The sequence below is a fragment of the Streptomyces sp. 378 genome, from assembly GCF_030124145.1.
In the GTDB taxonomy this organism is placed as follows: domain Bacteria; phylum Actinomycetota; class Actinomycetes; order Streptomycetales; family Streptomycetaceae; genus Streptomyces.
Window position 1 is genome coordinate 36,306 of record NZ_JASKMS010000040.1, and the last position, 26,091, is coordinate 62,396.

Below are 26,091 nucleotides of genomic sequence, written 5' to 3' on the forward strand. Positions count from 1 at the left end.
GAGCCCGTTCCTACGCAGCAACGGACCAACCACCTTCACCTTGCCCCGTACCGCCCACATCCTCCCGGAGCTGTCCTGCACACCGTCGACCTGACCGAACACACCCGCCTACTCGGCGAGGTGGCCCCCGCCCTGGAGGAACTGTCCGCGGCGGCGGCACGAATCCGGGACGGCGAGATCGCCAAGCCCGTCCGAGAGATCGCACCCCTCAGCCTGCGGGTGCACGAGCTGGCGATGAAGTGCACGCGGCAGGTGCACGACCTGTCGGTCAGCCAGTACCCCGCGATGAAAGACGGGGCCGAAAACCTGGCGCACCTCGCCGGCGCCTGCGCACAGATCTCACTCGCCGCCACACTGTGCAACCTCGCCATCCATCACCGCACCGAGATCCTGCTGTACGAGGACGCCGACTCCACCCCCGCGACCAGCCGTGATCAACTCCGCCGCGCCGGTGTCGAGATGCAGCGAGCGGCCACCACCTATCGCGCCGTGGCGCGAGGGCTCTCCCGCCGCCTCGCCTCATTCTCGGCGCGCGCTGAGGACCGGCAGCTCATCGCCGCGGCCCAAGGGCCCAGCCCACAAAAGGCGCCCTCCACGTCGCCCGCGCCCGCTGCCCGGCGCCGCGTATGACGACACCGCCCGAGGGCCTCCTGTTCGACGTGGCCGCCCCGCCGACGCCGGTTGAGCGCCTGCTGCTGCTCGCAAACCAGTACGTGCAGCACAACGACATGCTCGACCGTCTCCTGCGGTCCGGTTCACAGGCCGGGCCCGACACCCACGTCGCCTCCGCCCAGCGGCTGGCTTTCGCGACGAACACCGCCATCAAGGCGATCGCTGACGAGCGGCTCTTCGAGAGTCACGAGCTGTCGGACGCGGTGATCCGCCTCCAGCAGCTCGCCTTCCTGAGCGACGCTTCCACGGTGCACCGGCTCCCCACGGCCCGCATGCTGACGGCCCTGGCTCCCGAAGCCACCATGGGCTGCGCCGACAGCCTCACTGGCGAGATCCGACGCCGACGCTGGAGTACCACCGACGCTCCAGTCCACCAGCTGAACTCCACACAGCGCACCGCCCTGTGGGAGATCACCTGCGGGAACGTCGTGGCCACCAGTTCTCTGGGACGGCAGTACGTCCACTACCGGGACGCCCGCGTGCTGATCGGCACGCTGCGGTCGCTGGAGGCCAACGACCTCGTCGAACGCGTCCCGCAGTCCGCACCCTCCGCCTATGTCGGGGGCCGCTGCAGGACCGAGTCCGTCTCACCTCGGCTGGAACCACCGCCCTGGCCTCCACCATCTGCCTGCCTCCAGCCGCCAGGAGCCCGCTGGCAACAACACCGCCGCCCTCCGTTACCAGTGCGCAGACGGCCGCCCGAAGCCGCTGACCGATCCTCCAGCGCCGCCCCTTCCAAGGTCGCGCTGATCCGCAACTCACCGGAGCCCATCATCACCCTGCGCCACATCGACCTGCCGCTCCAGATCGACCTTCTCCGCGAACTGGGAGCCGACTTCACCGCCCTGCACGCCAAGGTCACCGCGCTCGACCCCGAGCCGGGCAGTGACCTGCTGCGCCAGGTCGGCCCGCAGATCCTCGCCATCCACGACCTCGTGAGCCGGTCCCTGGTCCGGCTGTCCGTCCTTGACGGCAGTCAGTACACCGCCGTGCCCGGCAGCCGGTTCTCCCTGGACACGCTCAGCGGCGTCACCGCGTCCGCTTCGATCGCCGCCTCGCAGCTGGCACGAGCCGTGGGCGACAACCCGCTCGACGGTGCGGTCTTCGCCAGCGGTCCGCCAGTCGACGAGGAGTCCGTGCGCCAGGCGCGGCACGCCGAGGCCGCACCGGTCCTGGCGGAAAGCCTGGCCACCGCTGCCCAGCACCTCGAACTGAGCGCGACCTGCTGCCAGTACACCGCTTCCGCCATCATCCGCGACCTGACAGAGCACCCCGAACACCGGCCTGACCTGCCCGAGCTTTCGCCCGTCCAGTACGCGGTGCTCGAACGGATCGCCCAGGGCGGCACCCGTCGATACGCTCCGCACAACCGGCCCGTCCGCGTCACCGACGGGGACGGCCGGGCCATCCACGCAAAGCCCTTCGGTGTGCTGGAGAAGGAGCGCCTGATCCGTGTGGCGCGGACCTCCCGGTCCGTGAGCCAGGACGTCGTGGTCACGGCCGCCGGCCAGCTCGCCCTGGACTTCCAACAGCCACACCGCGCCCAGGCGACATCACCGGCCAAGCCGCCGGCACCCCGCCACACGGGCGGCAGGAAGCGGTGAACACGGCGAGCACTCTCGCCCCGAACGATCTGGTCCTCGTCTCGCCGCGGTACCTGGCCGGCGGCGGAATGAACAAGGTCAACGACGTCATCGGTCCCCTGGTCCACCTGTTCGCGTGGCCCTACGAGCACAATCCGCGTACCGGACGCATCGACATCGACAGCCCCTGCGGCAGCGTCTTCCTCGACTTCTCCCCCGACCGCCCGGACGGCGTGTGGTGGACCATCGCCCACCACGAGCCTTACTGGCAGATCGAGTTCAGCCGACAGACGCCGAGCGAGGCCATCGCATCCGTGACCCAGGCCCTGCCCCAGCTGCTCGGTGACCACCGGCACGCCGACCGCATTCCCCTGGCGGCCGAGTCCGTCGCTCATCTCGCCAAGGCCAGCGGCTGGGAGGCGTCATCGACTGCATCGGGGATGGCGTGGGCCTCTCCCGACGGCCACTGCACCGTGGAGCACAGCACGGACCCCGTGCACCCGTGGCGATTCGAGCACTCGGTGTACGACGGCTTCGACACGCACTGGACCGCCACGTTCACACCGGAGGTCCCCGAGCGTCTGGTGGCCCAGTTCTTCACCCACCTCGCGACGAGCACCGCGGTGGAGCGTGTCTTCCGCGATGTCCCGTATTTCGTGCAGAACCTGGACGACGCGCTCATCACCCCCGTGCACCGAGCCGCCGTGAATCCACACGTCCACCACGCCGGCGCCCAGATCGGCCGCGCGGTACACCGCCGCTGACTCAAGCCCCACCGAAACCCGTCACCCCCGATGAACAACCCAACCGCGCCAGCCGAGCACCTCCTGCTCCTCGCCTGCGACTTCACCCGGCACACCGACGCCCTGACCCGGCTCCAACTCACCGGGTCCAGCCCCGCCACCGCACTCACCCACCAGGCCGCAGTCACCCAGCACCTCGCCAATGCGGCGCTGCACATCGTGGACATCCTCAACGCCCAGCGGATGTACCACAGCCCCGCCATCCGCACCGTGTACGCCCGGGTGCGGCAGCTCGTCCACCTGGCCACCGACGCGGCCGACCACCTCCTGGACGCCGTGGACATCCTCGACGACACCCGCGCCGGGATCCCCGTCCAGGGCTCGGGGCCGCTCCTGACCTCTAGCAAGCCCTGGGAGAGGCCGGCAGCCGCCTCACCGTCGTACGGGACCTGACGGCACTCGGCGCCCCCGATGCCGTAGCCACCGCCGAGCTGTTCGTCACCGAACGACGACGCCGGGGTGTCCACCCAGTGCATCAGCCGCCCGCGCTGTCTCCCACGCAGGACGCCGCGCTGCGCGCCGTCGCCCAGGGCGAGGTGACGATCAGCGACGACAAGCCGTACCTCCGCCGCGACGACCTGCGCGTCTCCGTCAGCACCATCCGGTCCCTGGAGTCCCGCGGCCTGGTGGCACGCGAACCCTGCCTGCTCTGGCTCCAGGACGAGCGCGTGCACCTCACCGCCGACGGCTGCCACGGCCTGGCCGCCGCCTTCGGCCGGCCACGGGCCCCCGCCCTCACCTCTGCCCGGCCCGTCACCAACCTGAATACCAAGACGGCACGCACAGCGCACCGTTGACCATGCCGCTCACTTCAGCCGTGCAGCACACCCTGCCGTTCCTGCCGGCCTGCAGACCGCCGAACTCCCTGGACCACCACCGTGTCACTTCTGGACATCCCCGACGTATTCATCGGGTCCACCGACGACGGGCACACCTTCGTCATCCTCAACCGCCGCATCCGCAACGCCAACCGGCTGCTCACCGAGGCCGGCTTCCGCCCACGTGAACACCACGGCCGCAGGCTCTACCTGCTGCCGCCGGGTACCGCGCAGGACGTACACGAGCGCGCCGGCGTCGCGATGTACGGGCTCTTGGCCCACACCCACGACCTCGTCGACCTTTCCTGGACCACCCGCTGGAGTCCCGACCAACCGGCATGCGGACCAGACCTGCGCTTCCAGTTCGGTGACGGCACGGTTGCCGTGACCGCCTCGACCACCACCGCCCGGTTGCTGCTGGAGCAACACGGCTTCGTCCCCACAGCAGACGGCGCGTCCTACCGCCCGCGGGACGGGCTGGACGAGCGCGGACTGCTCGGCGCCGTCACCGCTGCCGAGGCACACGCGTACACCCACGGTCTCAGCGCACGTGTCCGCCTGGGCATCCCTACACCAGCCGACATTCCCGCCAGTGCCCGCCGCCGCTCAGCTGCCGCCCCCGGTCCGCAGATCACGCCCTCGGCCCGTCGCCGCACCCGCTGACCGCGCCCGCCGCATCCGGCACCGTCATCCGAGGAGCTTCCACGTCCTCCGACACCCCCACCGTGCATGATCTCGCCCGGGCCCTCGCCGACCAGCTCCACCCCGGGGCCGCTCCGCGGGACGTGACCGTCAGCTTCGGCGCCCGCCGGCAAGCCCCCATCGAGTACCGCAGCCGCGGTCGGGGCGGACCCGTGACGGTCTACGCCCAGGCGCTGCACGCCGCCCTCTACGGCCTTCCCACGCACGACGAGTCGCTGCCTACCGCGCTGGACGCGCTTCTGCAGGCCACGCACACCGCGACCGCCCCGGAACAGAAGACCGCCGTCCTGCGGCAGGTCGCCGAGCAGCTACGCAACGCCGCCGAGATCATCCAGCGCTACCAGTACCGAGCCCAGTGGGACCGGTTCCCCGCCGATGTCGCCGAGCAGCTCGCTGACGCTCACGACCAGGCCCAGCAGATCGCCCAGGCCCTCGACCGCGTGGCCCCCGCCTTCAGCCACCAGCCCACCACGGACACCACGCCCCGTGCCCAGGCCGTCCACGGCCGGAGCGCCACCACCCCCGTGGCCTCCCCGCCTTCACCGGCCCCACGCCACCGCTGACCTGCCGCGACAGCCCACCCCTCCGAGAAAGGCATCTCCTGGCCACCACCGACTCCCTCCAGGCCCTCCTCGCCCGACCCCGATGCGCGCTCGGCGTGTTCGTTCCCGCCGGACTGCATCCGGCCCGCGCCGAGCGCCATCAGCTCGACCAGATCGCACGGGCCGGCGCCGATCTGTTCGAGATCGGCCTCGCCCACCATGACGCCGGCCTCGACGCCCCGTCATCCAAGCGGCCTACCGCCGCGCCCTGAGCCGCGGAAACGTCCTCGCCCGCGCCCTGCGCGCGGTCGAGCACGCCGCTGGCCTTCGGCCGACCGTCGTCATGACCTACTGGGATCCCGTCAGCCGGCACGGCCCCGAACACCTGGCCCGGCTGCTCGCTGACGCGGGTGCCGTCGGCGCCATGGTCGTCGACCTGCCCGACGACCAGGCAGAGCGCTGGCAGGCCGCAGCGCAGGACGCGAACCTCTCCACCCCACGCCTCGTCCAGCGCCACGTCGCTGACACCGGCCTCGCCGCCGTGGCCGCCGGCGCGTCGGGATGGCTCTACGCCCCCGCCAGCACCGCCCTCACCGGCTACCGCGGCCCGCTCGACGTGCCCGCACTCGCCGACTTCACGACACGCCTTCGCGCCGCGAGCCCCCTGCCCGTCGTATCGGGCGTGGGGATCTCCACCCCGGCCCTCGCGGAACGCGTCGCGCCACTGGTGGACGCCGTCGTCATCGGCACCCCCGTTGTCCGCGCCCTGATGACCGCCCCCGAGCGCGTCCCCGCTTCGACCGCCGCGTTCGCCCAAGCCCTGAACCCGTACGCCACCACGGAGACCCGTGCCTGATCCCACCAACCCGGCCCCGGTCCTGGCCCGCATCTCGTCCGACGCGTCCTGTCTGCACCAGGCTCTGCGTGCCCTGCCCGCCGAACGTGGCGCATCCACACTGGCCGCGCGCATCACTGACGCCCAGGACCTCGCCGGCACCGCCTTGCGGCTGTTTCTCACCCTCAGCCGCCAGGCGTCGCGGCCCTCCCCTACGGACCTGTTGCTCCTTCACCAAGTCGCGCAGATCGCCAAGGCCGCCCAGGACGCCGCCGCCGAACTGACGGCTGCTCTTGCCCGCGCCGTGGAGAACCAGCGCCGCCAGGCCGCCGCCACATCACGGCGGGTCGTCCTGATCGGGCCTACACCGCCGCAGTTCATCGAGTCGGCCGCCGACCTCCTCGACCGCATCCCCGCCCTCTGCGACGCCATATCCCGCGACCGGCCGGAATCCCCCTGCCAGTAACGCGACAGCCGCGATGCGAGCGCGACCTCCCCTTTCCCTACACCCAGGACAGACCATTTCAGATAAGCCCCGATTCCGCGCCCTCTCCCTCGGCGCGGGAGTTCAATCCAGCACGCTTCTCGCCCTGTCAGCCGATGGCATTCTCCCCAGGGTCGACTACGCGATTTTCGCCGACACCGGATGGGAACCCGAAGCAGTTTATGCACACCTTGACCGCCTGGAAGAAGAGATAGCCGCGCCCGCCGGGATACCCGTACTCCGCGTGTCGGCCGGAAATATCCGCGACGACGCGCTGAACCCGGATCACCGGTTCGCATCCATGCCGCTCCACATCCTCAATCAGGACGGGCGACCTGGAATGACCCGGCGGCAGTGCACCGGCGAATATAAGGTAAAGCCGATCAAGCAGAAGGTTCGCGAACTACTCGGCTGCCCCTACCCGGCCCGCATCCCGAAGGGCGTTTTCGTCGAGCAGTGGGTAGGAATCTCCACGGACGAATTCCACCGCGCAAAGGACGCGGACGTCAAGTACATGCGTAACCGGCATCCCCTTCTGGACATGTCCTGGAGCAGGGCCGACTGCATGCGCTACCTGACCTCGCTCGGTCTCGCCGATACCCCGAAGTCGAGCTGCCTGGGATGCCCGTTCCACGGAAATGCGCAGTGGCGGAATATCAGGGACACCTCTCCGTCCGAGTGGGCGGACGTCGTCGAATTCGACGCGGCCATCCGGCAGGGCAATGCCCGCGCCAACGCCACCGGCAACAGACTGCTCGGCGAGGCGTTCCTGCACCGCTCCCGCGTCCCGCTCAGCGAAGCCCCCATCGACCACGTCACCGCCGCCGAGCGGGCCGCCCTGCAGCCCGAGCTGGGCGACGCCGACGTGCTGGAGAACGGTGTCGAGGACGGCTGCTCGCCCTGGGCGTGCCGCGGCGACGCCGACGCGCTGACGCAGGACGACTTCGGGCTGGCCACGTGATCCTCGACCTCTTCGCGGGGCCGGGCGGCTGGAGCAGGGCACTGCACGTCCTGGGCGTGCGCGACGTCGGGCTGGAATGGGATCAGTGGGCGTGCAAGACCCGTGCTGCGGCTGGGCAGTTGACCATCCGGTGCGACGTGGCGATGTATCCGACCTGGCCGTTCATCGGCCGCACCCGCGGTGTGATCGCCTCGCCGCCGTGTCAGGCGTGGAGCATGGCCGGCAAGCGCCTCGGCCTGGTCGACCAGCCGCTGGTGCACGCGGCCGTCGAGGATCTGGCCGCCGGGCGCGACACCCGCGAACGCCTCCTCGCCGCCTGCCGCGACGAGCGCTCCCTGCTCGCCGCCGAGCCGATGCGCTACCTGTACGCCCTGAATACAGTCGGCGAGCCCGACTGGGTCGCCATGGAAGAAGTACCGGACGTGCTGCCCTTGTGGAAGCAGTACGCGGCCGTCCTGCGCGGGTGGGGGTTTTCCGTCTGGTGCGGGATCCTCAACGCCGCTGACTTCGGCGTCCCGCAGACCAGGAAGCGAGCGATCCTCCTGGCCTCCCGCGTCCGTACGGCACAGCCGCCCACGCCCACACATGCTCAACTCGACGAGCCGGAATCGCTGTTCGGTCCGGGCCGTGCCCGCTGGGTCAGCATGGCCGAAGCTCTGGGGTGGGGCGCGACCGACCGGCCCGTCCCCACCGTCTGCGCAGGCGGCGGGCCCGGAGGCGGCCCCGAACCGTTCCCGTCGGGCTCCCGCAAGACGCTGTCCGACGCCCGGGAGCGCGGCACCTGGATGCCCCGGCCGGACGGAGTGGTCCTGCAGTCCCGCCGCGAAGGCACGGGGTGGGCGGCCCGGCACGGCACCCGAGACACCCGTGCCGCCGACGCTCCGGCGCCCACGTTCACCGCCGAGACCCACCGCTGGTCCTGGTCCCTGCGCAGCAACAACCAGGCCAACGCCACCGTCCGTCCGCTGTCCGAGCCGGCCGGCACGCTGTTCTTCGGGCACCGCGCCAACGAGTGCACCTGGGTCGCCGAACCCGCCACACCGCCAGCCGAAGAAGCCGGTGCACCGGCCGTCCCCGAGCCGATCCGGATCACCGCCCGCGAGGCCGGCCTCCTGCAGACCTTCCCCGCCGACTACCCCTGGGCCGGCAACAAAGGCCAGCAGTTCTCCCAGATCGGCAACGCCGTTCCCCCGCTGCTCGCCGGCCACCTCCTCGCTCCACACCTCGGCGTCCCCCTCAACCCCGACGACTTCACCCTCGCCGCCTGATGCCCCACACCCCCGCTCCCGCCCCCGACGAAGATGACCTCGACGCCGTCCCACCGCCCCAGCCGGTGTTCCACGTCGAGCAGGCCCTCCTGGGGGCCCTCCTCCTCGAACCGCACCGCCTGGACGACGTGAGCGGCATCGCCGCCGACTCGTTCTCCACCGCCGCGCACGCCGCCCTGTACACCGCGATCACCACCCTGCCGCGGCCCGACCCCGCCGAGCACGCGAAGAACACCAAGTGGCTCGACCGCGTGCTCGCCACCAGCCGGGAGCAGGCGCGCGGGCTGACCGCCCCCTACCTGCACGCCCTCGCCCAAGTCTGCCCCTGGCCCAGCCACGCCCCCGCCTACGCCCGGATGGTCGAGGCCGAGCACGCCCGCCGCCGCCTGCTGACGGCCGCCGAACGCCTCGTCCACACCGCCCACGACGCCTCCCTCCCGCACCCCGTCCAGACGGTGCTCGCCGAGGCCGACGCGCTCGCCGCGGTCGTGGACGACATCGCGAACTGCTTCCCCCCGCGCTCCGGCGTCCTCCCCCGCACCTCGGCACCGCCCCCCGCTCTCGCCCCCGACCACACCGAGGCGGTCGAGGAGGAGCAACTCCTGCTCGCCACCGCCACCGCCCGCCCTGACGACATCGAAGCGGTCCGGTGGCTGGTCCCCGACGACCTCACCCTGCCGCTGCACGCCGGCCTGTGGCAGTGCCTGACCACCCTCGCCCACCGCAACGAGCCCGTCGACCCCGTCACCGTCCTGTGGGAAGCCCAGCAGCGCGGCCTGCTGGACAACGGCAGTGAACCAGGCGAGGTCCTGCGCATGCTGGCCGAACCGGCCGGATCCGTCGAGCACTGGGGCGAACGCGCCCTGCAGCGCTCCCTCCTGGCCACGGCCGAGCACACCGGCCGACGCATCGAGGCATACGCCGACGACCCGGCGAACACCCCCTTCCAGCTCGTCGTCGGCGCCCGCAGAGCCCTCGCCGACATCGCCGCCGTCCGCACCCGCTGGCAGCACGCCACCGGAACCACCCCGCCACAGCAGCGGCGACCGGCGCCCGCCACCCGCGCCGGGCCGCCGACCACCACGGCCGCACACGCCGCCCGGTCCACACGAGCAACCCGATAACCCCGCACGTACACCGGTGGCCGGCGCCCAAGGCCCGGCCACCGGTGCAAGAGACGAGACCCCCTGTGACTCCCGCCATCGACGCCCATGTCCGCCTCGACACCCACCCCACCCACCCGAGCGCCGTGCAGGCCCACCTCACCGGCAGCCAGGCCCACGTCGCTCTCACGGCTCTGGAGGCTGCCGACTGGAGCGTTGCCGCCACCAACGTCCTGGTCCTGGCCCGCATCGATCACGAGGAGCCCTACTGGGCCGCCGACGCCGCCAAGCACCTGATCGCCGAAGGCATCACCGTCGAGATCACCCCTCGGCTCCAGGAGGCCATCGACGAGGAATGGACCTGGGCGAACTACCCGATGCCCTGGTGCACCCGCAGCGAAATCCGCGAGGTCTCCAACCAGGCGCAGAAGATCCACGACGACATCCGCCACGGCCAACTCCTCATCCACGCCCACGCCCACGACGGCCACACCACCGTCGCGGTCGGCACATACCTCCACCCGGGCGGCAAGTCCGTCTACCTGCACGGCGAGGACCACCTGCGCCAGGTCGCCGACACCTTCGACTCACCCGCAAGCGCCCTGCTCGCCTTCGAGAAGGCTCACGCGGACGGGATGCGCCCTGGGCCGGCGCCCCTGACCGATACCGAACGCGCCGCCATCGAAGCACGCTCCGTCTTCGACGTCACCACGGCCAAGCCCGAACCCCGTCCGGAGCCGGAGACCGTCCCCGTCTACCTGGCCGATGCCGGCGACCACGACGCGCTCCTCGACACCTTCCTCGACGCGCACGGCGAGTTCGAGAAGTGGCGGACCTGGTCGGATGACACGACGCACGCCATCCACGAGTCGCAGACCATGCGTATCGAGCGCGTCCACGAAACCCCCGCCCATGAGACGGCCTGGACCGTGGCCGCCTACGAGACACCGGTCTCCGACCGCATGTGGGTCCTCACCGCGACCGGCGCCACTCCCGCCCCGGTGCTGCAGAGTCTGCTGATCCACCTGGCCGACGGCGACGGCTGGGACACGGCCATTGGCGCCCCGGTGGACGAGAAGATGGTCACCGCGGCCACCCAGCCGCTCTTCGACGCCGGATGGAAGCACACCGTGGACGGGCGATGGATCCGCTGGACCTCCCCCGGCGGGGACGCGGGCGTCCAGTTCGACGCCTTCGCCGCACAACACGCGAGTCAGAACCTGGCCACCTGGACCATCTGGGCCGGGCCCGACCCGGACCGCCCCACCTGGGCCATCACCGCGTCCCCCCACACCCCGAGTCCGCTGCTGGCCGACCTCTCCGAAACTCTCGCCCACGAGACCGGCACGCGCCAGACGCAGCCGGGCCGTGAACACAGGACCCGCCTAGCCACCAGCGTGTCGGCGGCTCCGGCGGTCACGGCCGGCCGGCCCGCCAGTCGTTCACGCTGATCATCGGCCCGCACGAGCGGGGCAACATAGCGCGGGATCGCCGGTTGGCCAAACCGGCGATCCCGCGCACCATAGATAGTCCACCGCCACGCCCTGCCCGCACGTCGAGAGGCTCCTCCCACGACCGCAGACACGACACGTAGCGCAGCCCGCCACAAGGCCGGCAGCGGCAGGCGATCACGCCGCCGCGTAGCTTGCCCGGAACAGTTCCTGCGCCCGTTCCACGTCCCTCGGCGTACGCAGCTGCACCTCCAGATCACCCGTCCCGTGGTGACCGAGACCGGACACGTCCCGGGTGAAGCCCGGAACAAGGTCGACGTCCCTCGGGTCGACCTTCAGGTACACCAGCAGCTTGCTGCGCTGCGGCGGGCACAGGCAGGCGAAGTTCCGCAGCCGCTGATACGCCCGGTAGGTCTTGCGCTCCACCCGGTTCACGCCGTCCCCGAGCCCAAGCAGGACCTCGTCGACCGCACCCGCCAACTCGCGCATCGACGCGCCCTGGACATCAGCCGCCGCCCGGGCAACCGCCCCGCGCCGTGCCCGGCGGGCCACCTGCATGCCGCCGCTCACGGAGGCCACGGTCTCAAGCCCGAGCAGGTCGCTGCCGAAGAGTCGGTAGCGGACCAGGTCGATCGACCTCCGGTGCTCGCGCACGGCATGCACGTCGTAGCGGGTGAAGTCGCCGGCGATGCAGATCAGGCGCGGTCCGCTCCACAGGACCTGGGACGCGGCCGTCACCCCGAGCCGGTCGCGGACCAGGTGCTCGAACTCCGCCCGGTGGTCCATCAGCCACGAGAGATAGAACAGACCCTGGTTGATGACGCCGGCGTCCGTGCCGTGCTTGTACTCCACGATGACCGGCGATCCGTTCTCGTCCAGCCCGAGCGAATCGATCCGGCCCCCGTGGACGGGCCCAGTGCTGTACTCGCTCACCAGGAACCGGACGCCCAGCAGCGTCTCCATGTGCGCCTCGACGAGACTCTGCACATCGGCCTCGATCTCAGCAAGACGCGGCATGACCTCCGTCATGCCGCTATTCGTCGTGTCCGTGCGGAACAGCTTCAGGCCCAACACCTTCCCCTCCTCGGCTCGAAGACCACCAACGCCGATGAGGTGCGGGATTGTTTCCGCGAGAGACTTCGGGGGCGTGAAGATAATGTGAGACCCTACGTACGGCCCGATCAGGGAGCGCTCGCGTCCCCCGGCACCGGGAATCCGCGATTCCCCCATGCGTCCCCCGCGACCTGGGGGACAGCGCCCGGAAGCTGCGTTTACGCAGGTCAGCCCCCGTAGCTCAGTGGATAGAGCACGTGCCTTCTAAACACCTGCTTTATCACCCTGAGCGGAACTACGCCTTAGCCCTGCCTCAGCAGTCAAACGCCTCGCCGTCGAGGGAATCGGCATGCCTCCGAGCTGAAGTCCAGCGCGCGTCTCCGACAGCTCCGTTGCAGCGTCCATGGCCGCGACTGAGCCAGCCACCTTCACTTCTCCTGCCGAGCTGCGTCTGTAGCGGCACGGCGCGGAGCGAGGCTGATGTTCTGCACGACCGTTGCTGTTCTGGGTGACGCGGTGATCTACTGCATGCTCCGAAGTGGCTTTTGGGGGAACTGTGCGTGCAGGCCATTTTGCCGTGAATCGAAGGTCCAGTGCCGTGCGTCAGTGCACACGAGGCGGCCGTGACTCTCGCGCCTGCTGACGGCGGTCGCCGGAGCAGGCGGGGGTTCGCATATCAGGATGCCGTCACGTTGCTGGACTGCCTGGACATGCTTGAAGGGCAGTGGACGGCGGTCTCGTGGGAGGACCTGGAGGACATCCTGTGTCATCGAGACGGCGCACCTGTATACCGGCAGGTCAAGACGATCGAGGAAGCCGGGACGCGCCACAGTATCGCCAACGTTTGCCGACCGGAGGAGAAGAAGGCCGCAGACAGCAGCTACCTGGGCAAGCTGTTTCTGGGCAAACCGCTGCCGGACGGCACTCGGTTCACCTTCATCGTCAACGAGACGCCTCAGCGGGACCTTTATGAGTTTGTCGCGGAACGTGATCGTCCTCGCGGCCCTGTAAGCGCGGACGCCCGCGCGGACATCGTCAGGAGACTCGGAGCGGTACAACTGCCGGACAGCAGGGACATCGGATGGTGTGTCGACCGTCTGGACGTTTTGGTGGAGGCGCGCACCATCGACCAGGTCGAGGCCGAGGCCATGACGAGACTGGCGCCACTGGTGGAAGCACGCCTGGGCGAGAAACCGCTGTACGAGGAAGTCGAGGAGGTCATGATCTGGCTGATCTCCCGGTACATAGCCCGCAGCGCACTTGAGCTGCGACCGAGAACCTTCACTGCGGACGACTTCGGCCGCGCCCTGGACGACAGCGTGCGCAGAGCAACTGGGCGACGGCGAGACGGTTCCACCGAACTGTTGATGAAACTCAAGTTCAAGCTGCGGGCTGCCGAAATACCTGAGCCCGAGGCGGAAGCCCAGCACGATGCCATGCTCGCCTACCGCCGGACCTACCGCGCCAGTGTCGGTACCCGTCGCCGCGCGTACGACGATTTGGCCGATCAGATCAACGCCATCTGCACGCTCACGATGGCGAAACGACGCGCCGGACGTCTCGACGCCGGCTCGGCGGCGCACTTCGAGACGCTCGTGGCGGTGAGCGAGCTGCCCGAGGTGACCAGCCGGCAGTTCACCCTCGCTGAGGCCCACGCAGTGCTTTCCGACATCACGGCACGCTGCCAGAACAGGTACGCCGATGCCTCATAAGATCGGCAGCAGCGTGGTGCCCCCGCTGTATCGCGCCTGGGACCCGGACGACTCCCCCGACTTTCACGCAACACGGCTCCTGCTGCTCATCTACCTCTGTGGTGAGGAGCCCGGTCCCTACATCGAGGGACGGACGAAGTTCGCCAAGCTTGATTTCTTCGTGCGCTACCCAGGATTCCTGCAGCGGGCCCACACCGCGATGCCGGAAGCCGTCGATACTGAAACCGCGTTTCTCGCCCCCGACTCGTCCGAGGTCGAGGCACCGATGATCCGCTACCGCTACGGGCCCTGGGACCAGCGCTACCGGCAGTTCCTCGCCTTCCTCGTTGCCAGGGACCTCGTGACCATCACAAGCCACCGGGTTGAACGAGTGAAACTCAAAGCCGCCGGCAAGAGGACCGCACAACGCCTCACCGAGGCCGCCCAGTTCCAGCCGCTGGTGCGGCGCTGTCAGGCCATGCGAGGAAATCTGGCTGCGATGTCGGGTACTGACCTGAAAGACCTGATATACGAGCTGTTCCCAGACGAGGTCGGCAACGCGCCCTTCCGGCAGGAGATCCGGCCATGACAAAGCCCGTGACCGCCCACCCCGACCGCGGGATCAGGATCGACTCCGTCAAGCTCGTCCACAACACCGCAGAGATCGACGAGTACGCCTTCGGAACCGGCGGGCTGAACATCCTCAGCGGGCCACGCAACAGCTCCAAGACCACCACGCTGAAGGTCATCGACTACTGCTTCGGCGACCGTGGCGGGATGATCGATGCTCTCGGTGCCGCCGTATCCGACGAGTACATCGAGGTCTCCACCGCGATACGGCTCAACGGCCACCCTCGCGTCCTGACCCGTCTCCTCCAGCACGGGCGCATGAACAAGGTGTACGTCGACGGAGACGAGCTGACCGACGCCGACTTCTCCGACTGGATCCTGCGCGAACTGGGCTGGCCCAACCTGCGCATACCCAAGGGCCTCCACCCGGCCACAGCCAGTGAACTGACGCCCCTGTCCTTCCGGAACCTGCTGCGCCACTTCTACCGCAACGAGGAATCCTGGACGACCTTCGCCAACAAGGAACAGGAATTCATCCGGCGCGGCGTCGTCAGCATGCTCCTCGGCTTCGCCCCCTCCCGCTACGACACCAAGGACTTCGCCGTCGCCCAGGCCAAGCGGCGCCTTGCCGTAGCCCAGGCAGTGGAGCGCGACGTGCAGGACAGCACCTTGCAGGCCGTCACCGCCATCTCTGAACGGCTCGGCATCCCCATCGCCCGCACCCTCGACCAAGTAGCGGCCGCACGGGAAAAGGTCACTTCCCAACTCGACGGGGTTTGCCAACGACGTCACGAACTGACGCAGGAGATCAACAGCCTCTTGCAGGGAACTTCTACTACCGAGACGGCAGCCGGATACGACTCGTCCCTGACGAGCTTGTACGAAGACATATCCAGGCGGCTGCAACTCGCGGTGGACGAAGTCGTCGCGCTCGAACAACTCGGCAGCGAACACGCCTACTCCGCCCAGACGGTCACCTCCGAGGTAACCCGCATGGAACGCCTCATCGCCTCCGTGGAGATCTTCGACGCCCTCCCCGTACGGCTCTGCCCGGCGTGCGAGCAACGGGTCGACCCACACCGAGAACACGACGAGAGCGCCTGCTACCTGTGCTTCCAACCGGTCAACGACGACCAGCGTCGCCGGCGGGCACAAGTGGAAATCCGGTCGCTCAAGTCGGAACTCGCCGACCTCGAAGACGTCACCGCCCGCACCGCCGTCGATCTGCACACAGCCCGCACCCGCCGAACGGAGCTTCAAGAGGAACAGACACGGCTCGCGCACCGCATCAATGAACAACGCGCCGCGCAGCTGGCTCCTTTCATGGCCACTCTCGAGAACCTGGCCGGCCAGATCGCCCAGCTCGAACAGAAGATGACAGCCTTTCCCGCTATCGAAGAAATCCTCCAACGCCGCTTGGTAGCCAGTCAGGCCGTCACCGCTGCACAACAAGCCGTCGACGCGCTCGACCAAGAGCCAGCCGCCGTTGCCACGGCTTCGCTCACCTCTGTCGAACGATGCGCCGTGTTCGCCGAGCGCATGAACGAATTTCTTCATCGCTACCGTGAACGTGGCTGGGTCAAGGGCGCCATCACCATCAATGACAGTGACCTCACCTTTTACGTCGGCACCCGCCCCTGGGATCAAGCCCTTGGGGCAGAGACAAAGGTGCTCTTCTTCTTGGCCTACAGCTACGCCACTCTCTTCCTGGCATCTGACCTCGACGAAGAAGCCGCTTTCCCCGGCCTGCTCCTCCTGGACAACCCATACCAGCAGGGCATCGGCAACACCGTGGTCGACGACGTCCTGCGAGATCTGGGAAACGCAGCTCAGGCCACAGGCACCCAGGTCATCAGCACCCAGGCCGTTCCGGTACCGCGGGACCCGGCGACCATTCAGGTAATCCGCATGCCCACGGAGTATGAAGCGCCGTAGGCAGACTTGCAGCAGTGTTGATGTCTTCGCGGTCGACCTGCCGGATACTCCCGGGTCCTGCGACGCCTCCGGCTGCGTTGACCGCGAGTTCCGGGCACGATGGTCTGGTGCAGCCCTGCGACGCCGAAGATTGCTGAACCGTGTGATAGCCCCCATCGGTGCAGATCAGAGGGGATCCCTGGTTGCCGTGGTCGAACGCGCAAAGAAGAGATAGTGCGGAGCGGACGAAAGGTGACGCATTCGCCGCTCCTCCGCCGTGTCGTTCGTGGAGTGGTGACGCCGTGTTGCGGGAGACATGCGGACCCGCCGCAGGTCAGTTGGCGCCAAGGTTGTCGTACGTCACGTCGTAAGGGCCTTCGTCCAGGTCTTCGACGGCCCGCATGGAGCTGTCGGAGAGTTCGGGCATCTCGAAGGCGTATCGGCCCTTCATGTGGATGTGCCGATAGAGGAAGGGGGACAGGCTCCGGACGACTTCGTCGGGAACGGGCCGCAGGTGGCTGGCCTTCTTCTGGAGGAACAGGTCGATGTAGGCGGTGTTGAAGAGCACCACCATGTTGACGATCAGTCCGAGTGCGCTGAGTTGTTCCTCCATGCCGGTCTGGTAGCGGTGGATGCGGTCTTCGGTGCCGTGATAGATCTTCGCGGCCAGCTCGTGGCGTTGGGCGTGGCGGAGGCTCTGTGTTTCGATCTGACGGCGGTAGTCAGGGTTGTCCATGAGATCCAGGATGTGTGCGGTCTTGAAGATCTTCCCGTAGTGGGCGAGCGCCTTACCCAAGGGCGTGAGGCTGCCGTTGCGGACCACCATGCGGATCGCGTCCGCGGATCGCACACGGCCGAGGTGGACAGCTCCGACGAGACGGAGCATGTCGTCCCAGTTTCGTTCGATGAGAGCGGAGTCGATCTTGTTGCGGGTGGCATGCTGCAGGGGGCCATAGTCCTCGCCAGATGAGGTGTCCATGCGAGCGAGGGTCATGTCGGTGACGTCGGCGGCTGTGGGGGTGTAGGAGTAGCCGGAGAGCGCGAGCAGGCCGAAGATGATCTCTTGGTGTGGCCCGGCCTCGGCGATGATCTTCTGTTGGCGGTTCTCATTCTGGGTGCTGGTGGCTTTGAGGGCGCTGGTGCGTCGGTCGTTGAGGACGTCGAGCACGTGCAGGCAGGTGTGGACGGATCCGGCGACGACCTTGTCCGTGAGTCCCATGGCCTGGTCCGACAGAAGGGTGAGGTGGGTGACGTGGGCGGTGCCGTGGGCAGACAGGCGCGCCTTGATGGCGGTCGGGGGTGCGACCATACGCTGGCCCTCTACGGATGCCATGTGGCCGCCGTTCCATGATGCGGCAACAGAAAGCTGTGACTGCCGCGCCAGCAGGCGGTGGTTCAGTGCTTCCAGACGGTCCGGTCGCAGGAAGTTGTCGATGACGTAGGCAATGTGCCTTCGGTCCAGGGCGGGGAAGTTGCCGGCGACGGCCTCGACACCGACGTTGCAGCCGAGCGCGACCAGTGCGGCAGACAGGGTGATGTCAAAGTCGCGTTGGCGTGGGGTCGATCCGCCTGGTGTCGTGAACACCTCGGTGCCCTTGGTCCACGTGAGGACTTCCAGGATGAGTTGGGGAAGGTCACCCTTGGGCAACCAGCCCGCGAGTTCCGCGGTCACCTTGCGCAGCCTGGGGTCTGGGGAAAGAGGTGCCGTGGACAGAACGAGCCGACCGCCGTCACCGACTTCGACCTGTCGGTCTTTCGGCAGGCGCTCTGCGATCGCATGGGTCTTGGTGTGGAGCTCTTGGCCCAGTCGCTTCAAGTGGGCGACCGCATCCAAGGGAAGCCCCAAGCTCTTGGCCACTGAGACCCGCAACGCCGTCCACTCCGCCGACGACGGCAGGCCCGCTTCCGGGTTACCCCACTTCGATGCCCCCTCGACGAAGATTTCGCGCCGCAGGAGGCGAGAGTAGAACCTCTCCACCACGCAAAACGCGTAGGCGGCGGTGTCGACCGTATCGGGCGCCAGGTGCGGCGCGTAGAGCGCCAGCTCTTTCCAGGACCCGGTCAACAAGCGCTCATCGGCCTCGGCGCGGCTGATCGCGGGTCGGTCGATCAGGTCGGTCAAAGACCACAGGGCGTCCAGCACATGTCTGGCTTCCTGTGTGCCGGACCGGTACGGCAGCCCTCCGACGATGTGTGGCAGGTAGGTCTTCAGGAGATCGATCCGTTTGATCATTTTGGCGCGGCGCGCCTCCTCTGAGTCCGATCCCGCCGCGGGGGCCAGCTCGCCGGCCACCATGACGGCTGCCTCGAACTCGGGCAGATCCTCGAGTTGGTCGAGGAAATCGCGCACCGTCAAGGTGTCTGCCGCAGGGGGGATGATCTCTCCCGTCGCAGTGTCAACCTGTTCGTGCCTCGCGTCGAGAAGGTCTTTGCCTACATCCCTCATGACGGCGGCAGCATGGGCCAGGTCGGGGAAGATCGCGGAACGCTCCTTTTCGGTCTTGCGTCGCGCTCGTCCGATGAGGTCGTTGGCGATCAGGTGCACCAGCATGTCGACCGCGTCGTCCGCAGCAGTCTCGGTAAGGCGGCCCACTGCTGCGATGGTCGCGGCGCGCCGCTTCATCCTCTGCGTCTCGTGGTCTGCGGCGAACCGGGCGAGATGCGAAAGGCGTCGCGGGGAGAAGGCCCGGGTGTCGACGGGCTGCAGTTCTAGAGAGAGGACCTCGTTGTTCCGCTCGATGGCGCGCGCGAGGTTCGTCCAGGAGGGCTTGCCGGGCCCTCGCTGCATCTCGGCCAGCGGCGACTTTCGTTCATCATCCGGGACTGCCGCCAGCCGATCGAGTTCGGACAGCTGGTCAGCGTACGGGGTCAAGAGCGCCTGCCACATTCCCTGATCGGCTTCCGCCCGTACCGATCGCACCAGGTCGGTGAGGGTGCGCTCGCCGGGCAGCTCGATACGTTGCTCCCGCAGCCAGTCAATTGCGCGCCGCAGGAGGGCCTTGACTCCTTCTTCCGTGTACGTGGCGCGGGACACCACCATGCTTTTCAGTGCGGCCTCGCCCTTGCTGTACGGCTTCCAGCCACATACCGACCTGATCTCCTGCGCATGGCGCCTCGTCAGCCCGTCGTGCGCGCCGTACGCGGACAGGACCGCCATGCCGCCGCTGATGTCGAGCTGGGACGCCAGGTGCTCCACGACCGGTCGCGGCAGGGAAACAATCTCCTGGGGTTTGGGGAGCCGACCCAGGGACCGCAAGCAGGTGAGCTGGATGGCGAAGCCCAACCGGTTCTGCGGCCCGCGTTTCTTCAGGATCAGTTCGGTCTCGGCCTCGGTGAGGTCGAAGAGAGCCAGCAGGCCGTCTGGCAGGTCTCCTTCGGGAAATGACGGGTAATCCCGGCCCAGGGGAAAGCTCGGGCTCGTGCTCATCTTGTACGCCTCGCTGCAAATCCGACTACGACGACGTGCAGATTCGAGGCATACGGTGCTACCAGTCAAACGGCTGCCTCCCCGGTACGGCGCCTAACACACGGTTCTGCAATCTTCGTCGTCGAAGAGGTTTCGCCTGGTCCGATCCGGGGATATGCCGCTCCTGCGGCAGCTGGGGCCACCTACGGTCCTCGGCTATGGAGAACGTATGGATCGAGCCGGGCGGGATTACCGATCCCGGCTACACCGAAGATCAGCTCAGACGCGCGAGAACTTTCGCCGAGACGGACCTCCGGGCCTCCCGCGCACAGCTGGCGGCTCGCTTCGGCCTCGGTGACGTCTGCGCCGAGATCACCGACGGGTCGCCTCCGGGCGCAAGCCTCGCCTTGGAGCAGCTGGCCCAGCAGCTCGGGTACGCGACAGAGACACTGGAGCGATACCTGCGGGTTACCCGCCTCGCGGGAACCGCACTTCGCGAGCGTCTGCTCGCCTCTGCCGTCCAGGTCCCGTGGAAGTGCGTGACCACCGCCTGCGTCACCGACTCCCAAGAGCGTTCCCGACGTGTCAGTTTGCTGCTGGAACGACTCGACAGCGCGGAACGGGCGGGATGGCCCATGGCTCTGGATGCGGCGCAGTACCGCAGGGCATTGAGCCTGGCGGCCGGAGCGGAACCTCCCGGTGAGATCGTTGCGCAGCTCGACCGAGAAGAAGTCCGGGAAGCCGTCCTGGCCGAGCTGACGAAGAGTCCGGCGGCGGTGCTGGCCGTGCTGCGGGAACCTGCAGTGCGGGAGGTCCTGAAGGACAAGGACGTCGCCCGCTATGTCCGCGCACAGATGCGACCGGCTCCCAGCCCGGACGAAGCCCTGCTCGACGAGCTCGTCGGCAGTGACGAACGCGACCCGCACGCCGACTGGACCATCCGCTACTTCGGCCTGGCCCACAAGGCCAGGGAAATCCTGCTGCTCGGTCCCGAGGACTTCGCGGACGTCAACGACCCCGAAGTGTGGGAGTCCGTCGAGTCCATCCGTGACTCGGTCACTTCCTGGGCCGACCGGGTCTTGCAGCAGCGACCCCGCACCATCCGACTCCTGACAGGAAAGTAGAAATCCATGCCCAGCGCCGCAGGCCGCTATTCGAACACCGTGCGCGACGTCCTCGACCGTGAAGCCCTCCGCTGCATTCTCGCCGGCGGGAGCGAGAGTGAGCAGTTTGCCCGGCTTCAGGGGATCGTCCGATCCAAGGTCAAGGTGCTGTCGGCCGAGTACCACGCGGTCTTCGACCGCGCGGTGAAGTCGATGTGCACCACCTCCTTCAACAAGGTCACCAAAGAGATCCGAATCGCTGCCATGGCCGGACCGCCCGGCCCAACGCCCACCGAACCGACCCTTCAGGGCCCCGGCTGCGGTGCCACCCCCACCGGCCCGGACGAGGCGAGCGTTCCCGGTCCACGCGTCGGAGCCACCGACGAAAGGGTCGTCGCGAAGGTCGTACTCGGCGAGGGCGGCGAACTGACGGAGAAGACCGCCCGGCAACTCGTGTTGCAGGACCTCGACCGCATCATCGACGTTCTTCCCCCACTCGCCGAACGTGACTTCAGAGAGGCCGACCGGCTCGACCAACAGGCCAAGGAGTCCACTCAAGGAGCGAAAAGGCACCGAGCCCGCGGAAACCGCATCATCGCCCTGGTTGAACGCTACGACCGCCTGGTCGCCGGCATCGACAACCTCCCCGGCATCTTCACCGTCGCAGACCTACTCACGGAAGTCGGGCCGCAGGCCCTCGGCCTGGACGAGGACGACGCCGAACTCCTCCGCTACGCAGGTGCCCTGTGACCGAGTCTGCCTGGCACAAGGAGATCAAGGGCTGGGGTGTGGCCACCGAGATCTCCCTCGGCAACCGCCGCGCCGACTGCCAACTACGCTGCGGCAAGCGGGCTGAGGTACAAGCCCGCCCGCTTCCCCCCGACGAAGTCGCCGGCCGGGAAGCGCACGCCGACTTGTGGTTCCTGGACTGCCGTGCCGCTCACCGCTCGCGGCGCCTGATGGTCTGGAGCGACCCACAGTTCGGCACGCTGTTCCGCTGGGAGCGGGCCTGGCAGGGGTTCGCCATCTCCAAGCGTCCCGTCTTCCTCAACCTTGAGCTCGATCTACGAACCGGACAGGGCACCTTCCTGGATGTGACCGGCTGGACCTTCGACGGATACCGGGCCACGGGCACCGGCCAGATCCACACCGCGGCTTCCCTCCGGTCCTGGATGCGCTACGGTCTCCCGCTCGCGGGCCACCAGGCAGTGGCGCTATGACCCTCTACCTCCTCCCCCGCCAGCGACACCGCACCGTCACGATTGAACTCGACGGCCTCCTGCAACAGCTGCCCGCCGAGTACCACCCCACCGGTCCGCTAGTGGGACGCATAGTGACCACCCCGGCCTTCCACGCCCAGTGTGTGTTCGGCGAGTGTCCAGTGCCGGTAGCCATGCCCCTGCACCGCCCCACCGCTCGCACCGACCCACGGCTGATCGTCGTAGACGACCTGTCCGAGGAGTGGGTCATGGGCTTCCGAGTCCACTACCAGCAACAGCCCTACCGCATCACCGGCTTCTACCCGCGATAGCCCGCACCGCCGTCGCAGACCCGGCACAACGGAATGCCATACGCTCTGGAGCACATTCTCAGCACCGGCCTCGCCACTTCACCCATGCGCATTGCGTGCTACGTGCGCGCCCTGACGCACGTTGGTCCGTCAGGGCGTCGCGCAGCATCCGTCAGCAGTGGGAGCCCTCTGAGACTTCCGACCCCGTCAACCTGACGAACATGAAACAGCTGAATGGCCATTCGCACAGGTCAGCAGCCACCAGCCACTCATCGCGGCAGGTCACCGCACTGGCTGGTCTCTTCCGCGACATCTGATCTGCAGGACCCGGCGACTCTGCATTGAGCGTCACCAGCCCTCGGCGTTGCATCGTCACTCGCAGCCTTGACGCCGCCTGACCTGCCCAACGTGCGTCTGACACGCCATCAGAACGAGCGTCAAATGAGCGTCACGAGCGTCATTTCAGCGTCAAGATATCGCCCGTAACGCCCACACCGCACATAATGCGCACGGGCAAAACCGCAGGTCAGGAGCCCTTTGCGGCCGGTTCGAGGATGGCGACACACTCCACGTGGTGGGTCATCGGAAACACATCAAATTCGAGGACAGCGGTTCGCTGTCGCCCTCGGCGACCTCGCGTGCGCTCCCCTCCACGCTCCACCTCACAGCTCAGCTCGTCGCGACCTGATCCTGCCGGCCTTGATGCATCCAGGCGATGACGTCGAACACACGCAGGACGCCGATGTCCTCACCGATACTCGCCTTGCCTCGGAGACAGACCAACTGATCGCGAAAGGCGCCGTTGTCCGCCCGCAGGGCCGCAGCCAGCGCGGCCCAGAAGGAGTGGTCCGCCTTCGGTCGCTCGAATAGCTGCTTGATGCGGATGTCGTAGATGGGAATGAGGTGAGGACGCTTACGGGCCAGCAACTTGCCTGCGACAACCGGGCCGCTGCCGTCGGGCTTGCTGAGGTACTGCTTGCTGCCGGCCAGGCGTTCCCACAACTCCCACGCGGGTCCGCCCTCCTCCATGAAGGCATCGCTTCCAGGATTCTCCAAACGTGCGTCACGAGGGATGAGCGACAGCAGGCGCATCCAGTGCCCGTCGGGGTCGGTCAGCAAGTTCATCGCCCCGTGAGGCTCGAGGGAGACACTGAGCGTGGTGATGGCCACCAGGTCGTTGCTGTCGAAGCGGTCCGCGACGTGCTCGGCGTCCCCGCCCCCGCCCAGGCGCTCGAAGTGCGCGCCGGAATAGAACAGGTCACCGCTTGAGCGTCGCCGGTGAAGTACTCGGCGAGCAGGCTCACGGCCATGTCGTCGTCCCAGTAGATCTCCGGGATCTTCAGTTCGATCACCGAGAGGCCCCCAACTCCCTTACGACCAGTGCTGTGTCGGTGGACGGTATACCAGCTGAGACCATGCGGTGGCACGGGCGGAAGCCGCCGCCAACACGTACGCCTGCGTTACGCCGTTTTGAGGTGTGGGTGGTTTCTAGAGGATGGTCCAGACGTCGGTGCCGTTGCCGATGGAGTAGCGGAAGGCCGGGGCAATTACGGCGCCGAACCGGACAGGCGTTTCCTGCTGGAGAGAGAGCAGCAGGAAACGGCCCGGGCTGCAACGGTCGGTCCACACGAGTGGACGTATATCGGCCCAGACACCTTCGAAGCGGAGCAACATAGCGCGGGATCGCCGGTTAGCCAAACCGGCGATCGCGCGGATCATTGATGGTCCATCGCCACTGCCTGCCCCTACGTCGAAAGGAATCGCCACGACGGCTGTCAATTGAAAGCGTCGCGCGTGTGTCAGCGCTCTGCGCTGCCGCAGAGATCCTGCGGAACAGGTGCCGTGGCGCTCAAGGTCCCGTAGGGGGCGTAGCAGCATCCCCGCCTCGCCCCCACCGTAGAGGGTCGACTATCGCATCCCCGAGTGCACCCGGGGATGGAGTCGACCTGCACCGGGGGCCTGCTCATCGGCATAAGCCTCAGCGCGCAATGCGGGTGACTCTGCTTACGTCACTTGTTGTTTTGATCAACTTCCGAGTCGGCACCGTGATCCACAGCCGCACCGTCTTAACGACTGGAGAATCTGAATTGCACGGACAGGCCAACGAGGTACACGGCACCCGTTACAGCCCCACGCACATCCGCGCCACCTGGGACGGAACGGGGAGCGTGGAAGACGCCTCCAGGGCGTTGGGGGTCTCTCGGGCGAAGGGTTACGACCTGGTGCGTCGCGGGGAGTTCCCGTGCCGCGTGCTACGCATCGGCCGTACGACACGTGTCGTCACCGCATCCTTGCTCCGCGTCCTGGAAAGCGGAGAGCCGGAGTACAACGGTGCCCCCGCCGGACACTGCACGCCGTCGTAGCCCGTCGCGCGCAGACGCCCTGCCGGAGCCTTCCGGTGGGCTTCGTCGTCTTACAGGCGGCAACAGTGCGCCCGGCCGGCAGATGAGCTGGCCAGACGCTCCGCTCCTGCCATTGAACGGGGGCCGCCGCGCCGTCGCACTCAGAGACGAGACATACAACCGGTACGCCGCGTTCACCAAGCAGTGTCCTGAGCGACGAGACCGGATCCGGTGCAGCGGTGATGGCGGGACCTCCATATCGCTGATCCGGATGGTCGGGAGCCAGTCGTGCACGGGCGGCAGCAGATCCGCCAGCGCGTCCCTGAAGGCGCGTTGCCGATGACGCCCGCCCTCGCCCGGGAACAACGGCGGCTTTGACTTGCCGAAGTCGCCGCCGGGTTCACGCCCGGTCAGAGCCTGCGAGCAGGCCAACCATCGAGAAGCGTCGAAGCCGAGCTTCACGCCTGTCGGGTAGCACTCAAGCGTCAGAGCGCGGGCCGCGGTGAAGTGCTGCTTCTCGTCAACCTCCAGGATCTGCTGCTGCCCGTTCTCGTAGGTCAGCAGAACCTCCAGGCTCCGCCGCTCACGAGAAGGGGCCTGCTCCGGCAGGGGCCCTTCCTCGCCGGTGGCAGGTCCCCGGCACTGACCTGGACCTTCTAGTAGCGCGCTACTCCCTCGCGACCGGGAACGGAACAACGTCAGCCCACTTCATTCAACTGTGCACGCCCAGCTTCCTGTTACTCCTGAGCTGGGCAGCAGAGCAGCGGCATGCCTACTTCGCTCTCACCCAGTGGACTCCGGTCAGCAGGGCCGGGGGCCGATTGAGGAGTGGGCATGGCAGAGCGCTCGCAGAGGTCGGGACAACGCGAAGGCTGGTCGCCGAAGCTATTGCCGAAGGTCGGCGTGGTTACGCCGTAGGGCGACGGAGTTCCTCCGCAGCCTGTGGCGGCGAGACGTGGCGCTGATCTGGCTCACACCGGTTGATGATGGCCGGGAGAAGAACCTGGGCGGGAACACCAACCGGCTCGCCGAAGGCAGCGCCCGGCTCGTCACCGCCCACGGCACCCCCGCCGTAGCCGCGTCCACCGCGATGGCCGCCACGTCACGCCGTTGAACGGAAGGATTCGAGCCCTTCTCATCAGCGTTCCGTGGTGAGGGTGGAGCTGCCGGTGTAGCGTCAGAGCCAGCTGTCGTGGTTCCGAAGTGCCGGTCGCCCGCAGGGTCATTGCATGATCGGGATTGGTCCGGTTCGCCGGTCTCGTGAGTGACGTGGCGTCATG

At 67.9% G+C, this 26,091-nt stretch carries 28 protein-coding genes; 24 read left to right on the forward strand and 4 right to left on the reverse strand.

The window, feature by feature from the left end:
• Window positions 1-120: 120 nt before the first annotated feature.
• The 14 genes from QNO09_RS35510 to QNO09_RS35575 all read left to right on the forward strand — a co-directional run bounded on the left by QNO09_RS35510 (window position 121) and on the right by QNO09_RS35575 (window position 11,222).
• Window positions 121-630, forward strand: a complete 510-nt coding sequence (locus QNO09_RS35510) for a hypothetical protein (RefSeq protein ID WP_283974359.1) — start codon at window positions 121-123, stop codon at window positions 628-630.
• Window positions 627-2,276, forward strand: coding sequence for a hypothetical protein (locus QNO09_RS35515; protein ID WP_283974360.1), 1,650 nt, complete (start codon window positions 627-629; stop codon window positions 2,274-2,276). Before QNO09_RS35510 ends, QNO09_RS35515 begins: the two co-directional genes overlap by 4 nt.
• Window positions 2,273-3,019, forward strand: coding sequence for an SPDY domain-containing protein (locus tag QNO09_RS35520; RefSeq protein WP_283974361.1), 747 nt, complete (start codon window positions 2,273-2,275; stop codon window positions 3,017-3,019). Before QNO09_RS35515 ends, QNO09_RS35520 begins: the two co-directional genes overlap by 4 nt.
• 30 nt (window positions 3,020-3,049) lie before the next feature.
• Window positions 3,050-3,451, forward strand: coding sequence for a hypothetical protein (locus tag QNO09_RS35525; protein WP_283974362.1), 402 nt, complete (start codon window positions 3,050-3,052; stop codon window positions 3,449-3,451).
• 77 nt (window positions 3,452-3,528) lie between these two features.
• Window positions 3,529-3,855 carry a hypothetical protein gene (locus QNO09_RS35530; protein WP_283974363.1) on the forward strand — a complete coding sequence of 109 codons (327 nt, stop codon included), beginning with the start codon at window positions 3,529-3,531 and terminating at the stop codon, window positions 3,853-3,855.
• An 81-nt stretch (window positions 3,856-3,936) separates the two neighbouring features.
• Window positions 3,937-4,539 (forward strand): hypothetical protein, encoded by a 603-nt coding sequence (locus QNO09_RS35535; RefSeq protein WP_283974364.1) that lies wholly within the window; start codon window positions 3,937-3,939, stop codon window positions 4,537-4,539.
• A gap of 62 nt (window positions 4,540-4,601) precedes the next feature.
• Window positions 4,602-5,141 (forward strand): hypothetical protein, encoded by a 540-nt coding sequence (locus tag QNO09_RS35540; protein WP_283974365.1) that lies wholly within the window; start codon window positions 4,602-4,604, stop codon window positions 5,139-5,141.
• Window positions 5,142-5,236: 95 nt separating this feature from the next.
• Window positions 5,237-5,392 carry a hypothetical protein gene (locus QNO09_RS35545; protein ID WP_283974366.1) on the forward strand — a complete coding sequence of 52 codons (156 nt, stop codon included), beginning with the start codon at window positions 5,237-5,239 and terminating at the stop codon, window positions 5,390-5,392.
• A 26-nt stretch (window positions 5,393-5,418) separates the two neighbouring features.
• Entirely contained in the window at window positions 5,419-5,976 is a 558-nt protein-coding gene (locus tag QNO09_RS35550) for a tryptophan synthase subunit alpha (protein ID WP_283974386.1), read from the forward strand.
• Window positions 5,969-6,421, forward strand: coding sequence for a hypothetical protein (locus tag QNO09_RS35555; protein WP_283974367.1), 453 nt, complete (start codon window positions 5,969-5,971; stop codon window positions 6,419-6,421). Before QNO09_RS35550 ends, QNO09_RS35555 begins: the two co-directional genes overlap by 8 nt.
• Window positions 6,422-6,434: 13 nt before the next feature.
• Window positions 6,435-7,400, forward strand: a complete 966-nt coding sequence (locus tag QNO09_RS35560) for an adenine nucleotide alpha hydrolase family protein (RefSeq protein ID WP_283974368.1) — start codon at window positions 6,435-6,437, stop codon at window positions 7,398-7,400.
• Window positions 7,397-8,668, forward strand: coding sequence for a DNA cytosine methyltransferase (locus QNO09_RS35565; protein ID WP_283974369.1), 1,272 nt, complete (start codon window positions 7,397-7,399; stop codon window positions 8,666-8,668). Before QNO09_RS35560 ends, QNO09_RS35565 begins: the two co-directional genes overlap by 4 nt.
• Complete coding sequence (locus QNO09_RS35570) at window positions 8,668-9,792, forward strand: DnaB-like helicase N-terminal domain-containing protein (RefSeq protein WP_283974370.1); 1,125 nt, start codon at window positions 8,668-8,670, stop codon at window positions 9,790-9,792. Before QNO09_RS35565 ends, QNO09_RS35570 begins: the two co-directional genes overlap by 1 nt.
• Window positions 9,793-9,857: 65 nt before the next feature.
• Window positions 9,858-11,222, forward strand: coding sequence for an SPDY domain-containing protein (locus QNO09_RS35575; protein ID WP_283974371.1), 1,365 nt, complete (start codon window positions 9,858-9,860; stop codon window positions 11,220-11,222).
• A 177-nt stretch (window positions 11,223-11,399) separates the two neighbouring features.
• Here QNO09_RS35575 and QNO09_RS35580 read toward each other — a convergent pair whose 3' ends face one another.
• Complete coding sequence (locus QNO09_RS35580) at window positions 11,400-12,296, reverse strand: DUF5655 domain-containing protein (protein WP_283974372.1); 897 nt, start codon at window positions 12,294-12,296, stop codon at window positions 11,400-11,402.
• A gap of 602 nt (window positions 12,297-12,898) precedes the next feature.
• Here QNO09_RS35580 and QNO09_RS35585 point away from each other — a divergent pair.
• The 3 genes from QNO09_RS35585 to QNO09_RS35595 are packed head-to-tail and all read left to right on the forward strand — an operon-like array spanning window position 12,899 to window position 16,471.
• Window positions 12,899-13,987, forward strand: a complete 1,089-nt coding sequence (locus tag QNO09_RS35585; RefSeq protein ID WP_283974373.1) for a dsDNA nuclease domain-containing protein — start codon at window positions 12,899-12,901, stop codon at window positions 13,985-13,987.
• Entirely contained in the window at window positions 13,977-14,555 is a 579-nt protein-coding gene (locus tag QNO09_RS35590) for a hypothetical protein (RefSeq protein WP_283974374.1), read from the forward strand. The genes QNO09_RS35585 and QNO09_RS35590 overlap by 11 nt, the downstream gene beginning before the upstream one ends.
• Window positions 14,552-16,471 carry a hypothetical protein gene (locus tag QNO09_RS35595; protein ID WP_283974375.1) on the forward strand — a complete coding sequence of 640 codons (1,920 nt, stop codon included), beginning with the start codon at window positions 14,552-14,554 and terminating at the stop codon, window positions 16,469-16,471. Before QNO09_RS35590 ends, QNO09_RS35595 begins: the two co-directional genes overlap by 4 nt.
• Before the next feature lie 313 nt (window positions 16,472-16,784).
• Here the strand turns inward: QNO09_RS35595 and QNO09_RS35600 are convergent, their stop codons facing one another.
• A complete protein-coding gene (locus QNO09_RS35600; RefSeq protein ID WP_283974376.1) occupies window positions 16,785-19,877 on the reverse strand; it encodes a Tn3 family transposase in 3,093 nt (1,030 codons plus the stop codon).
• A 197-nt stretch (window positions 19,878-20,074) separates the two neighbouring features.
• Between QNO09_RS35600 and QNO09_RS35605 the strand changes: the two genes are divergently transcribed.
• From QNO09_RS35605 to QNO09_RS35620, 4 genes are read left to right on the forward strand one after another with little or no spacing between them, the layout of a single operon-like run.
• Window positions 20,075-20,980 (forward strand): hypothetical protein, encoded by a 906-nt coding sequence (locus QNO09_RS35605; RefSeq protein ID WP_283974377.1) that lies wholly within the window; start codon window positions 20,075-20,077, stop codon window positions 20,978-20,980.
• 6 nt (window positions 20,981-20,986) lie between these two features.
• The gene (locus tag QNO09_RS35610) at window positions 20,987-21,709 is read left to right on the forward strand and encodes a hypothetical protein (RefSeq protein ID WP_283974378.1); all 723 of its coding nucleotides are present in this window, start codon (window positions 20,987-20,989) and stop codon (window positions 21,707-21,709) included.
• Window positions 21,706-22,179 (forward strand): hypothetical protein, encoded by a 474-nt coding sequence (locus QNO09_RS35615; protein ID WP_283974379.1) that lies wholly within the window; start codon window positions 21,706-21,708, stop codon window positions 22,177-22,179. The genes QNO09_RS35610 and QNO09_RS35615 overlap by 4 nt, the downstream gene beginning before the upstream one ends.
• A complete protein-coding gene (locus QNO09_RS35620) occupies window positions 22,176-22,490 on the forward strand; it encodes a hypothetical protein (RefSeq protein ID WP_283974380.1) in 315 nt (104 codons plus the stop codon). The genes QNO09_RS35615 and QNO09_RS35620 overlap by 4 nt, the downstream gene beginning before the upstream one ends.
• Window positions 22,491-23,138: 648 nt before the next feature.
• On the opposite strand, the gene QNO09_RS35625 is transcribed toward QNO09_RS35620, so the two are convergent.
• Window positions 23,139-23,792: a DUF6308 family protein gene (locus QNO09_RS35625; RefSeq protein ID WP_349637011.1), complete on the reverse strand. Its 654-nt coding sequence runs from the start codon at window positions 23,790-23,792 to the stop codon at window positions 23,139-23,141.
• Window positions 23,793-23,957: 165 nt separating this feature from the next.
• Window positions 23,958-24,098, reverse strand: a complete 141-nt coding sequence (locus QNO09_RS35630) for a hypothetical protein (RefSeq protein WP_283974381.1) — start codon at window positions 24,096-24,098, stop codon at window positions 23,958-23,960.
• Window positions 24,099-24,457: 359 nt separating this feature from the next.
• Here QNO09_RS35630 and QNO09_RS35635 point away from each other — a divergent pair, with 359 nt between their 5' ends.
• The 3 genes from QNO09_RS35635 (at window position 24,458) to QNO09_RS35645 (ending at window position 25,925) form a co-directional block, all read left to right on the forward strand.
• Window positions 24,458-24,832, forward strand: a complete 375-nt coding sequence (locus tag QNO09_RS35635) for a helix-turn-helix domain-containing protein (RefSeq protein WP_283974382.1) — start codon at window positions 24,458-24,460, stop codon at window positions 24,830-24,832.
• Window positions 24,833-25,318: 486 nt separating this feature from the next.
• The gene (locus QNO09_RS35640; protein ID WP_283974383.1) at window positions 25,319-25,471 is read left to right on the forward strand and encodes a hypothetical protein; all 153 of its coding nucleotides are present in this window, start codon (window positions 25,319-25,321) and stop codon (window positions 25,469-25,471) included.
• A gap of 295 nt (window positions 25,472-25,766) precedes the next feature.
• Window positions 25,767-25,925, forward strand: a complete 159-nt coding sequence (locus QNO09_RS35645) for a hypothetical protein (protein ID WP_283974384.1) — start codon at window positions 25,767-25,769, stop codon at window positions 25,923-25,925.
• Window positions 25,926-26,091: the final 166 nt, after the last annotated feature.